This is a genomic window from Pedobacter sp. AC464 (assembly GCF_979253075.1).
On sequence record NZ_CEEDBV010000001.1, the window covers coordinates 1989577 to 2002002 of the forward strand.

16 protein-coding genes are annotated in these 12426 nt (G+C 39.5%); 13 read left to right on the plus strand and 3 right to left on the minus strand.

Annotated elements, in window-relative coordinates; genetic code table 11:
• Window positions 1-239: 239 nt before the first annotated feature.
• From AC0IWT_RS08640 to AC0IWT_RS08690, 11 genes are all read left to right on the plus strand, one after another.
• Window positions 240-827 (plus strand): hypothetical protein, encoded by a 588-nt coding sequence (locus AC0IWT_RS08640; protein ID WP_471796829.1) that lies wholly within the window; start codon window positions 240-242, stop codon window positions 825-827.
• Window positions 828-910: 83 nt separating this feature from the next.
• Window positions 911-2242 (plus strand): PQQ-dependent sugar dehydrogenase, encoded by a 1332-nt coding sequence (locus tag AC0IWT_RS08645; protein ID WP_471796830.1) that lies wholly within the window; start codon window positions 911-913, stop codon window positions 2240-2242.
• 90 nt (window positions 2243-2332) lie between these two features.
• A complete protein-coding gene (locus AC0IWT_RS08650) occupies window positions 2333-4381 on the plus strand; it encodes a TonB-dependent receptor (RefSeq protein WP_471796831.1) in 2049 nt (682 codons plus the stop codon).
• A gap of 528 nt (window positions 4382-4909) precedes the next feature.
• Window positions 4910-5479, plus strand: coding sequence for a YdcF family protein (locus tag AC0IWT_RS08655; RefSeq protein ID WP_471796832.1), 570 nt, complete (start codon window positions 4910-4912; stop codon window positions 5477-5479).
• Between the two features lie 450 nt (window positions 5480-5929).
• Entirely contained in the window at window positions 5930-6256 is a 327-nt protein-coding gene (locus AC0IWT_RS08660; protein ID WP_471796833.1) for an ArsR/SmtB family transcription factor, read from the plus strand.
• A complete protein-coding gene (locus AC0IWT_RS08665; RefSeq protein ID WP_471796834.1) occupies window positions 6246-6743 on the plus strand; it encodes an SRPBCC family protein in 498 nt (165 codons plus the stop codon). Before AC0IWT_RS08660 ends, AC0IWT_RS08665 begins: the two co-directional genes overlap by 11 nt.
• Before the next feature lie 55 nt (window positions 6744-6798).
• Complete coding sequence (locus AC0IWT_RS08670) at window positions 6799-7230, plus strand: VOC family protein (RefSeq protein WP_056871360.1); 432 nt, start codon at window positions 6799-6801, stop codon at window positions 7228-7230.
• 125 nt (window positions 7231-7355) lie between these two features.
• A complete protein-coding gene (locus tag AC0IWT_RS08675) occupies window positions 7356-7883 on the plus strand; it encodes a GNAT family N-acetyltransferase (RefSeq protein ID WP_471796835.1) in 528 nt (175 codons plus the stop codon).
• Window positions 7884-8094: 211 nt separating this feature from the next.
• A complete protein-coding gene (arr, locus tag AC0IWT_RS08680; protein ID WP_471796836.1) occupies window positions 8095-8523 on the plus strand; it encodes an NAD(+)--rifampin ADP-ribosyltransferase in 429 nt (142 codons plus the stop codon).
• A gap of 45 nt (window positions 8524-8568) precedes the next feature.
• Window positions 8569-9123 carry a DUF4256 domain-containing protein gene (locus AC0IWT_RS08685; protein WP_471796837.1) on the plus strand — a complete coding sequence of 185 codons (555 nt, stop codon included), beginning with the start codon at window positions 8569-8571 and terminating at the stop codon, window positions 9121-9123.
• An 8-nt stretch (window positions 9124-9131) separates the two neighbouring features.
• A complete protein-coding gene (locus tag AC0IWT_RS08690) occupies window positions 9132-9710 on the plus strand; it encodes a YdeI/OmpD-associated family protein (RefSeq protein ID WP_471796838.1) in 579 nt (192 codons plus the stop codon).
• 12 nt (window positions 9711-9722) lie between these two features.
• On the opposite strand, the gene AC0IWT_RS08695 is transcribed toward AC0IWT_RS08690, so the two are convergent.
• Window positions 9723-9971, minus strand: coding sequence for a hypothetical protein (locus tag AC0IWT_RS08695; RefSeq protein WP_471796839.1), 249 nt, complete (start codon window positions 9969-9971; stop codon window positions 9723-9725).
• A 201-nt stretch (window positions 9972-10172) separates the two neighbouring features.
• Between AC0IWT_RS08695 and AC0IWT_RS08700 the strand changes: the two genes are divergently transcribed.
• Together AC0IWT_RS08700 and AC0IWT_RS08705 are read left to right on the plus strand one after the other, a co-directional pair.
• Window positions 10173-10895, plus strand: coding sequence for an SDR family oxidoreductase (locus tag AC0IWT_RS08700; RefSeq protein ID WP_471796840.1), 723 nt, complete (start codon window positions 10173-10175; stop codon window positions 10893-10895).
• A 29-nt stretch (window positions 10896-10924) separates the two neighbouring features.
• Window positions 10925-11119: a KOW motif-containing protein gene (locus AC0IWT_RS08705; RefSeq protein ID WP_471796841.1), complete on the plus strand. Its 195-nt coding sequence runs from the start codon at window positions 10925-10927 to the stop codon at window positions 11117-11119.
• Window positions 11120-11162: 43 nt separating this feature from the next.
• Here the strand turns inward: AC0IWT_RS08705 and AC0IWT_RS08710 are convergent, their stop codons facing one another.
• Window positions 11163-11612, minus strand: coding sequence for a ferritin-like domain-containing protein (locus tag AC0IWT_RS08710; RefSeq protein ID WP_471796842.1), 450 nt, complete (start codon window positions 11610-11612; stop codon window positions 11163-11165).
• Between the two features lie 78 nt (window positions 11613-11690).
• Window positions 11691-12296 carry a hypothetical protein gene (locus AC0IWT_RS08715; RefSeq protein ID WP_471796843.1) on the minus strand — a complete coding sequence of 202 codons (606 nt, stop codon included), beginning with the start codon at window positions 12294-12296 and terminating at the stop codon, window positions 11691-11693.
• Window positions 12297-12426 lie beyond the last annotated feature (130 nt).

Here is a 12426-nt window from a genome sequence, read left to right on the forward strand (position 1 = left end):
TCCTGCAAAATCCGTTCATTTCAGACCTGAACTCATACTATTAATTTAATTTTCCATTTTTTGTACATTTAACAAATCTACTTTAAAACATGCTCCGAAAATGAAGAATTTCATCCTTGCTTTAATTTTTTTGCTCCTAATTTCACAACATACCTTCGCTTAAAAAGGCTGACTTATCAGTAACTGTAAATTCCGGTTCGTTTAGTTATAGCGGTCCGGGGGCAGCTGCCACAAGTTCTTTGAATACAAATACTGTAAGCGGTCAAGAATTTAATTACACTAATAATCCCTACGGACCAGGATTTACATTGAGTTATGGAATTTCTTTGAATTCAAAATATATTTTCAACAGCAGCTTACTTGCCGGTTTTGATCTAGGCTTTGAAAGATTAAGCGCTAAAACAAAAATCATTCGTGTTTCTAATGTGAATCCAGCTGGTTTTGCCGCAGATTTGTCTGCTTCCGGGCAAACATTTTTAAATGCAAATGCGCTGAATCTGCATCCAAACGTTGGCTACAGATTTGGAAAAGGAAAAACAACTGTAGATTTAACCGGCGGTTTAGACTTGGCTTTAATATTAAATATCTATGAAAAAGGTGATGCTTTAGCTGCTAACGACAAAGAATATTTTTCTGATAAAGACCGTAAAACGATAGGCACGGATATAAGAGCGCGTTTACAGTTAGCCGTCAATCTTAAAAAATTTGGCATATACTCCGGTTATTCGTTTGGATTAGCGAACTTTAAACGAGATCTTATCGGCGGGCTAAATGAGGCTGTTCATGCCAGAATGATAAGATTTGGGATTACTTACAGGCTACTTTAACAAGTTCAAATCCGTCAAAACATACTTTCCTGTTTGCTGTTGTAATGGAGTAACAATCAATTCTATTGCTCAATAATTACTGTATGAAAAAAGACATTATATATGTGACCTTGATTTCATCGGCGGTATTTGCCGGTTGTCAATCTAAATCGAAGTCAGCAAATGGTTCAGATAGCCTTGCTAATGACACCACCGTAAAAACCTATACTGCAGATTTGGCACTTCCTGCGCCGGATGAAAAGGCTGCGAAAAATAAGTTTAGCAAGGTAATTGGCTGGCCCGAAAATAAAATGCCGGTAGCACCTGAAGGTTTCACGGTAACCAGATTTGCTTCGGGCATTAAAAGCCCACGAAATACATACATAGCCCCGAACGGTGATGTTTTAGTTGCCTTGAGCAATTCGGAAAGAAGCGCAGCAGAATCAGTTGCGGGCGCAGTTACCGGCAAATCAAAATCTGAGGTTCCGGGGAAAAGTTCCAACACAATATTATTGTACCGCGATGCTGATAAAGATGGAAAAGCAGAAACGGTGACAACGTTTCTAAACGGATTGAACCAACCTTATGGCATGCTAATTATAGGCGACAAATTTTATGTTGCCAATACCGATGGACTTTTACAATACCCATATAAGAGCGGCGACACTAAAATTACCGGAAATGGTAAGAAAATTTTGAGTTTGCCTGCAGGTGGCTATAATAACCACTGGACAAGAAATTTGCTGACTAACGCTGACAGAACGAAAATATACATTACCGTTGGCTCTGGCAGTAACGTTGGTGAAAACGGAATGGAAAATGAGAAACGGCGTGCAAATATTCTTGAGGTCAATCCTGACGGAACCGGCGAAAGAATTTACGCAAGTGGCTTGCGCAATCCGGTTGGCATTGATTGGGCACCTGGCACCAATATGCTTTGGACAGCAGTTAACGAACGGGACGGATTAGGCGATGAACTTGTTCCGGATTATATTACAAGCGTGAAGCAAGGGGCTTTTTACGGATGGCCGTTCTCCTATTATGGTCAGAATGAAGATCCCCGCATGAAAGGTAAAAACCCTGACCTTGTAAAAAAGGCAATTGTTCCCGACGTTCCAGTCGGCTCGCATACCGCTTCTTTAGGATTAGCATTTTATAAAGGCAACAAATTTCCTTCAAAATATCAGGGTGGTGCATTTATTGGTCAGCACGGCTCCTGGAACCGTTCTGCCTTATCAGGATATAAGGTCGCCTTCGTGCCTTTTAAAAATGGCAAACCAATTGGTAAACCAGAAGATTTTTTAACAGGATTTATCGCGGATGTTGATAAAGGCGATGTTTATGGCCGCCCGGTTGGCGTGACCTTAACGCCTGACGGCGCACTGCTCGTGGCCGATGATGTGAGTGGAATTATATGGAAAGTAGCAACGAAATAGTACAATTCTAAAAAGGTATTTGCAGGTTATTTGTAATTTTGTCAAGTAGTCTGCAAATTCATTTTTGTAACCATTTTTAAGATAATCTGATTGAAATTAACTGCTTCCATAATTTGCGTGTGTATTGCATTGACCGCCAAAGCCCAAAATACCGTTACCGATTCTGTTAAAAAACTGAATGATGTTGTTATCAAGGGTTATTATAATTCACAGCCTATCATCCGGTCAGTATCTGCAGTAAGTTTAATTGATAGCAATTTAATTAAAAACCAGCCTAATACTGCTTTAGTAAGCGCGTTTAATTCGGTTGCAGGGGTGCGGATGGAAGAGCGCTCGCCAGGGAGTAATCGTTTATCGCTCCGCGGAAGCTTACTGAGGTCGCCTTTTGGCATTCGAAACATAAAGATTTACCTAGATGATTTCCCATTAACAGATGCGGGGGGGAATACTTATTTAAATCTTTTAGATGCGAGCGCTCTGGGTGCGGTAGAAATTTATAAAGGACCTGATGCCAGCATTTTCGGCGCAAACACAGGAGGCGCTGTTTTAGTAAGTACGCCTGAAATAAATAACAAAATTGAAGCGTCGCTGAGTGGTGGGTCTTACGGTTTGTTGCATCAAACGGCAAGCGTACAGCACCGTTTCAAGAATTACAATTTCAGCTTTATTCAGGGTTATCAAAAAAGTGAAGGGTATCGGGAGAACAGTGCCTTGGACAGAAAGTATTTTCAAACCACGCAGGAATGGAACTATAATCCATCGGGATTTCTAAAAGCTTTCGTGTTTTATAGCGACTTGTTTTACAAAACGCCAGGCGGTCTGACCGCAGCGCAAATGGAACAAAACCCAAAACAGGCGCGACCAGCCACGCCAACGATACCTGGCGCTGTCGCGCAGCAGGCTGCTATATACAACAAAACGGCGTTCGCGGGCCTTTCCAATACTTACCAAATCGACAAAAACTTCAGGCACGTAGTTGCGCTGTTTACTTCATACACTGATTTTAAAAATCCATTTATAACCAATTACGAGAAGCGATACGAGCGCACTCTAGGTTTAAGGACATTTCTAGAATTCGCCCAAAATACCAGCACTTTCAGATGGAATGCACAAGGCGGCTTAGAAAGCTCAGACACCAGAACGCAGGTTAAAAACTTCGGAAACAATGCCGGCGAGCCTGCGGCCATTACGGCAAATGATGACCTAACCGCAAAGCAAAACTTTGCTTTTTTACGATTCAACTTCGACATACAGAGTAAGTTACTCATTGAAGTGGCATCTAGCATAAACTTTTTTAACTACAATTACGAGCGTTTTTTGCCGATGCTCGTGGCAAAACAAAAGCGAACGTTTGCAGAACAACTGATGCCGAAGTTTGCGGTTTCTTATTTACTGAAGCCTGAACTATCAATCCGACTTTCGGCCAGTAAAGGCTATTCGCCCCCTACCCTTGCCGAAGTTCGTTCGTCAGATAATACGATAAATAACAACCTTGAGGCAGAAAAAGGCTGGAATTATGAAGCCGGATTACGTTTCAAAACGATGAATAATCGATTCTATGCGAATGCAAATTTATACCACTATGCCCTGGATGAGGCCATTGTCAGACGGCTAAATGCTGATGGCTCAGAATATTTCATTAATGCGGGTGGTACAAAACAAAAAGGAATTGAGTTGGAAACGAGCTTTTGGCTAATCCAAAACGGTGACGACCTTTTAAAAAACCTACAATTTCGCAGCAATTATACTTATAACCACTATCGATTCGAGAATTTTAGCAGCGGTAATGATAATTTTTCCGGCAATAAATTAACCGGTGTGCCCGAAAATGTATTGGTGAGCAGTTTGGAAATGGCATTTAAAAATCATTACTACCTATTCGTCCAGCATAATTACACAGACCGAATTCCCCTGAATGACGCAAATACAGCATTCGCTAGAAAATATAACCTTATTGAGGTAAAAGCCGGGAAAAGAAATATAAAAATCGCAAGCGCTCAAATGGAGATTTTTGCTGGAATAAACAACTTACTTAATGAAAATTACAGTTTGGGAAATGACCTGAATGCAGCAAATAACCGGTTCTTTAATCCGGCTGCGACGAGAAATTTTTATATAGGATTTTCGGCAAAACTTTAAATGGTTTTTTGGGATAGATGCATTTCATAAAACATTTACATTGATTACCGGATGATAACGGAACTGACAATAAAATGATGACCTTAGAAATGTAATGCTAAACAACCACTAAAAAAGGCGATGGACAATCACGGCAACAAATTGCCTTTGAGTAAAAATTTTTAACAGCTATTTTTTTTTGAAAATCCAGGAAATATAAATTTTATTGACGCTGCATCTGTTACATATGGAAAATATCCTTCACGATGAAATAATTAAAACGCTAGATTTAGCCAGATTTGAATGTCTTGTAAACCCGTAGAACGAATTAAGCACCTTATGATCTTAAAAAAGTAAAGGAGCAATGTGACAGATATTTTCGTCGTTGCAGGTTCTGGTTGACAATTTAGCAAGACCGCTAGTACGAATTTACCTCCACCGACCAAAACTGCAAATTCAGCACCAGTTCTAAATTAAAAAATACGAAAAGGAGCTTTTTATTTTGATTACCTTCCCCAACGCGAAGCCCCACTACTTTAGCTAACTTTCATGATAACCCTCAAACCAACAGTCAAAATATTTATTTTAATCCTACTATTATGGATAGGTGGACATTTGACTTTCATAACTGTTGACGGCTTGAGAGACAAAAAAATGCGAGCCGACCTCGCTGTCGTTCTGGGCAGCAAGGTAAATGAAGATGGAACGCTTTCGGTAAGACTTGAAAAACGTATGGAATGTGTCGTGAACGTCTATCGTTCCGGCCGCGCAAAAAAAATACTAGTAAGTGGTGGACTTGGAAAAGAGGGGTTTTATGAGGGCGATAAAATGAAAGCGTATCTAATAAAAAAAAACGTGCCTGACAGCGTTATCTTCGTGGACAATTTCGGCAATAACACACTCGCAACGGTTAAAAACACAATTAAATTGACAGACAGTTTGCACTTTAAAAGTATTCTTGTTATTTCACAGTATTTCCATCTGACAAGAACCAAAATGCTGTTCAGAAAAGCAAATTTTCCAAACGTGAGCAGTATAAGTCCACGATATTTTGAATTCAGAGATTTCTACTCATCCTTCAGAGAGTTCGTTGCTTATTACACAGAATATCTTGGTTAAGTAGGTAAATTTCTTTGCTACCAACATAAGGGTTAAGGAGCGCAGATTTAGGGTGCGCATGGTACAATCAGAAAATCAAAACATCCGGAAAGCAAAGCGAAGGTTTTATACAAACTTACAGCCAAAGGAATTGATTTGTTGCCCATTATGATTGAAATAAATTTGTCGGCAGAGAAGTATTTTTACACTTCCTGAAGAACGGAAAGCGTTACGAAAAGATGTCAAAATAAATAAAGAGCTATTCATAAAAAACGCAATCAGCGATTTAAAAAAGTTTCCAGCTGATTCGTAAACCCCATTATAACGCCAAGAAAACGTTCTTTGCTGCCTCTTACTTGCGCATTTACTACTACAGAAAAATAAAAGGCAAAATATCACCTTAAAAATTTGCGAAACCGAATAGTTGCATATATATTTGTGCAACCGAATAGTTTCGTAAATTCATTTTCGATGAGAAGAGATATTTTCCAGGCCATAGCCGACCCAACCAGAAGAGCAATTATAACCTTAATTGCCTTACAGGCAATGACACCTAACGCGATAGCCGAAAATTTCAACACAACCCGCCAGGCAGTTTCCAAGCATCTTCGCATTTTAAGCGAATGCCAGCTGGTAAAGCAGGAACAGCAAGGCAGGGAAATTTATTATTCGCTTGAAATTGAGAAAGTGCAGGAAATAGATAAATGGATAAATGAGCTGAGAAAGATTTGGGAAACGAGATTTAACCAACTAGATGATGTCTTATCAATACTAAAGAAACAAAACAATGAAAAATAAGCTATTATTTGATTTTACTGTCGACAAGAAAACGAAAACAGTCGTTATAAATCGCGAATTTGATGCTGAATTGGATTTGGTGTGGGATGCCTTCACTAAGGCCGACTTGCTCGACCAATGGGTGGCACCAAAGCCCTGGAAAGCTAAAACGAAATATATGAATTTCGAAGTCGGTGGGAAAAGGTTTTATGCAATGGTTAGTCCGGAAGGCCACGAGCGTTGGTCGATTCAGGAGTACACTTCTATAACGCCCAAAACCAATTTTAAAATGCTCAATGCCTTCGCAGATGAAAATGAGCGGCCAGAACTGCCTGGTTCTGAGTGGAACTACAATTTTGCGGAGCAGGATGGCATTACCAGCTTAAATCTTACCATTTATAATGAATCTCTGGAGCGTTTAGAGCGAATGATTGACATGGGCTTTAAAGAAGGCTTCACTGCTTCTGTCGAAAATCTGGAAAAATTACTTAGTGTCTCCGCTAAGTAATAGTACGCAATACTTGATAAAAAACAACCAATTTTAACCAAATAAAAACAGAATCATGGCACTTATTAATCCACACATTAACTTTAATGGCAATGCCGAAGAAGCATTTAATTTCTACAAAGCAGCTTTCGGTGGCGATTTCACAAGAATTATTCGCCTGAAAGACTTGGCTACAAATGACTTTCCGGTAGCGGAAAACGATGCCAACAAAATTATGCACATCGCCCTGTCAATTGGCGCAAACACACTAATGGGAAACGATGTCCCAGAGGCAATGGGCCGCGTGGACGAAAATGAAAACAGGTCGAAAATATCGGTCAGCGCAGAGAGCCGCGAAGAGGCAGAGCAACTTTACAAAGCACTCTCAGCAGGCGGAAATATTGAAATGCCACTGGCTGATAGTCCGTGGGGGTCTTATTTTGCGATGTTTAGAGATAAATTCGGCATTGAATGGATGATTGACTTTGCAAGTGAAAGCCAGGCTTAGAGGCTGAAAGTTTTTTTTGCTTGTGTAAATTTCGTTAAAAATTTAAGCAGACTTTATTTTACTTTAGTTTTATAACTGGCCTATTTTGAGCAGTTATAAACTTACATAAATGCACACATAGAGAGATGGAAAATATCCAAATTGTAAAAATTGCTTCGGAGGATGTTGAAGCGCTGCAAAGCATTGGAAAACAAACGTTTTCAGAAACTTTTTCGGGAACGAATGCAGCGGAAGATATGAACGCCTACCTTGAATCTGGCTTTGCTCAGGAAAAGTTAAGCGCTGAGCTGGATAATCAAAATTCGGAATTTTATTTTGCGACACTGGAAAATGAAACCATTGGCTATCTTAAAATTAATTACGGCAACTCCCAAACAGAGCTGAAACTCGAGAATGCAGTGGAGATTGAAAGAATTTATGTTCTTAAATCTTTTCATGGAAAAAATGTTGGTCAACTTTTATACAATAAGGCCATTGAAATTGCGAAGCGTAGAAATGCAGATTACGTTTGGTTGGGTGTATGGGAAGAAAATCCAAGAGCAATAAGCTTTTACAAGAAAAATGGTTTTGTCGCCTTCGATAAACATATTTTTAGGTTGGGAAATGATGAACAAACCGATATCATGATGAAACTTTCATTAAAAAACCAGTAGCGAATAATTGTCGTTATAAATAGGTAATTCGAAGACTAAAGCCTTATGCAAGAAACATCGAAGACGCCATTGCAACACTAAACCAAAAGGAAACAAAGGGAATTACCGGTTCAATTTAACGCGATGGATATCGAAACAGGCGTTTAAAAAGAGTTAGCTTTTAGTTGCCCTTTTATTAAATTTATGGTTTAAAAGCTTTAATAACAATAATATGGAATCAAAAACTGCAAATGATGCTGAGCGCCAAACGCGGATATTCTACCACGGAACCAAAGCAGATTTAAAGATTGGTGATGCCATTGTGCCGGGATTTAATTCAAATTATGGTACAAATAAAAATGCCAAATATGTTTACCTTACAGAAACGATTGATGCGGCCACATGGGGGGCAGAACTGGCTTCTGGCACTGCAACCGGTCGAATTTACATTGTTGAACCAACTGGTTTTATCGAGGATGACCCAAACTTAACAGATAAGAAATTTCCAGGAAACCCAACAAAATCATACCGCAGCAAACACGCAATTAGGGTTGTTGGCGAATTGCTTAAATGGGAAGGACACTCGCCTGAACAGCTAAAACAAATGAAGGAGCATTTAGAAAAGCTAAAAGCATCAGGCATTGAAGCGATAGAGGATTAGACATTGATGTGAAGTTGTAAGCGCAAACTTTAATAAAGGTAACGAATGAAAAAATTAACAGCAGAGCAGCAGGAAAATTTGACTAATATTTTGAAGTTAAGATTTGAGCAAAACATGAACCGCCATGAGGATGTGTCATGGCCTGACGTGGAAACAAAGCTTAAAAATAACACCGATAAGTTATGGTCTCTTAATGAAATGGAAATTACCGGAGGAGAACCCGACATTTTAGATTACGACGCCGCGACAAATGAATTTGTCTTTTTTGATTGTGCTGCGGAAAGCCCCAAAAACCGGCGAAGCTTTTGCTACGATGGCAAAGCGCTTGAATCAAGAAAGGAAAATAAGCCGAAAAATAACGTAATTGATGTGGCAGGCGAAATGGGCATAGAACTGCTGGACGAAAAAAATTATCGTTACCTGCAAGAATTTGGAGCTTTTGATACAAAAACCTCTAGCTGGATTTTGAGCCCGCCAAATATTAGGGCTTTGGGCGGTGCACTTTTTGGCGACAGACGCTATAACCAGGTATTCATTTACCACAATGGTGCAGAATCTTACTACGCCGCCAGAGGATTTCGTGGGTTATTGAGGGTGTAAATAATATTATGAAAACTGCTGTTGAAACTTTCTATCCAAAAAATTCTGCCGAATGGAGGACATGGCTGCAAAATAACCACTCATCAAAAGATGCAATATGGCTGCTTCAGTATAAAAAGAAGTTGGCTAAACCCAGTATATCCTGGAGCGAAGCTGTTGACGAAGCGCTTTGTTTTGGTTGGATAGACTCGGTTAGAAAAACCCTCGACGAGGAAACCTTTGTTCAGTTTTTTAGTAAAAGAAAACCTGGGGGCACCTGGTCTAAAATCAATAAAGAAAAAATAAAACTACTTACGGCCGGCGGAAAAATGACTGAAGCCGGATTGCAAAGTATAAAATTGGCGCAGGAAAATGGCTCGTGGTCAATTCTAAATGAGGTTGATAGCCTAAGCATCCCCCCCGATTTATTCAGCGCTTTTAATGAAGAAAATGGCGATAAGGAATACTTTGTGAGTCTCAGCAACTCCACTAAAAAAGCGATTTTGCAATGGCTTGTTTTAGCAAAAAAACCAGAAACGAGGCAAAAAAGAATTGATGAGATTGTAGCGTTTGCGGCAATGAAAATGAAACCAAGACATTTGCGTTAACCTTACCGGATGCTATGCACTCGGCTTAATAAAGTCGCCAACTTTAGTAACCATATCGTCGATGATGTTGTACTTAATGTTGAGCCAGTTTTTTTCTGTTGGTAAATTATTAATGAGTAAAGCAGTTCTGGTGGTTTGCAATTGAGGGAAACTCCTCAGCACATTAAAAATTTCTTCAAAATTTTCTGGCTCATAAGCGGTTAGCATTTCTGCCCTATGTATTAAATTTTGCAACGATTTAAGATAGGATTGATTTTTCATGTCGTAAGGTTTGTACAAATTTAGCTTAGATTTAGCCCAACTGAAACCGTAAAAACACCCTTTTTACCCGAATAAATGTCAATATTTAGTGTATTTAGTTGTAGGAATATAATCATCTGCATTCATTGCGCTAAAATACTTAACTACTCACCATCAACTTCATTTTTTGAGCATTAAATTTGCAGGATTAAAACTAGAAACATGAAAATAGCAGGCAATAAAATTTTAATAACCGGAGGCGCGACCGGAATTGGCTTAGGTTTGACAGAAAGATTCTTAAAAGAAAACAATACCGTAATCATTTGCGGCCGGAGAGCGTCTGCGCTAGAAGAAGTGCGCAATACTTTTCCATCGGTTATGACCAGAGTTTGCGATTTGGCCAATGCAGAAGAACGCCTGGACCTTTTCAGCTGGATTGAAGAGCATCATCCCGATGTAAATGTTTTAGTGAACAATGCGGGAATTCAAAATTGGGTAGATGTACGTGATAACGACCTCTATGATAAAGCAAAGAACGAGGTGGAAATTAACGTTTTGGCTCCGATACATTTAACCAACCTGTTTTTAAGACTGAAAAGTCTGGACACGATAATGAATGTAAGCTCCGGGCTGGCTTTTGCGCCGCTATCAAGAGTGCCTGTTTATTGCGCAACCAAGGCTTTTCTACGGTCATTTACACTTTCACTCAGACATCAGTTAAAAAATGAAAATGTAGAGGTTATTGAAATAATACCACCTGCGTTAAATACCGAGTTGGGCGGAACTGGTCTGCACAATGAATATCCGCCGGTAAGTGATTTTATTGAATCTATATTTAACCAGTTACTTGAGGGAAAAAATGAACTTACATTTGGAACCAGCGAGCCGAGGGCAAAAGCAAATAACGACGCCATTTCGGCTTATTTCAAAATGATGAATCCTTAAGAAAGCAATGCTAAAAATTAAGAGGAACTATGGCAATTAAAGATGGCGACCAATGCATAGTTATTGGCGGTACCCACAAAGGTAAAACTGGTAAGATAAGTGATGTGGATATTAGCAAAACCGGACACGAAACGATTAAGGTAACGCAGGAAAACGGCGTCAGGTTTAAAACACTCAGCCGTAACGTAGAAGTGGCTAATCAGGCTAACCCAAAAGATAACTAAGAACAAAAAAATAAGTCTCGGTTTTTAACCGAGACTTATCTGTTTATGCGCTTGCTTTAAGAGATTTAATCTCCGTAAGTGAATTTTGTATTCCATCTCTTTGTTTATTTAACAAATCAAGATGGTCTGCATGTGTTTTTGGGTCGTTAAGCACCGCGTCGTATTTTTCAACTGCGGCAGCCTCGCCAGTTTCAATAGCACCAAGAATTGCTTGATCTTCTTTGCTGCTCAAAGCTTCTTTAATGTCGATCCATGTTCTGTGGATAGCACCAAGGATGCCACCTTCACTGTTATCTGACTCTCCGCCATGGCTTGCTAAATGCGCTTTAAGTTCCAATTCGTATGCTTTACGCTCTGCAGCATATTTTAAAAATATTGCTTTCAACTCTAAATTTTCAGTTGTTTCGCTTGCAGATTGGTAGCCTTCTTTTCCGTCGTTAACGATAGAGATTAGTCCTTTTAAATCTGAGATGATTTCATTATTATTTTCCATAATTTCAATAGGTTTAAAACACAAACGAATCGCATCAGCTAATTGTTTTGAATTTTATACAACCTACGTTGATGAAAACTAATCGGCCAATAAACCTTTAACAAGGCTTTTCCATTGCGGATAAGAAAATCCTGCTTTAGCCGCCATGCCAACAACGAAATTCCTGGCCTTATCATATGCATTTCCCTCGTCGGTATTCGGCTCCTCATTTCTGCCATGTTCTTCTGCATAAACAACCAAGCCCTTCTTGCGAACAATAAAGGTAGAACTTGCACCATCTTTCAAAAAGTGCGCCGTATTATCTTTTTCAGTGAGCGGATTTTGTGTGGGGTGAACGGTCATCGATAATATTTGTTCTCCGTTCTCGCCGGACGACTTAATTGAAGTGATTTTAACCCAATCGTAACCATCACCCGCTTTCGTGCCCGGCCCGGGTATGTCTATACGAATAAAATCGCCGATTTCTGCCTGCCGATCTAATATTGCTCCGTTTGCGTCAGTAAGTTTAAAGCCTGAAATGCCTGCGTAGGCCTCCCATTCATTTACATTTCTTAAACGAATCGCCGCCCGGTTAAATAAAAGCTCAGCCTCCTCTTCGGTTGTGGCGGTTCTTTCATCCACAGCATCCATTTTACTGCCAGTTACCTGTGCTGGCACATGACCCGATTGATTATCTTCTTCCATAAAATTTTGTATTTAGTTTAACCTCTGATTACTTATTGGAATTACCTGCCGGATTTTAACACTTCTATAACCCGCCGAAATTTAAGAAGTTTAAACAATCATCGCCAATGCCGATTGTAGGCTAGAAAAC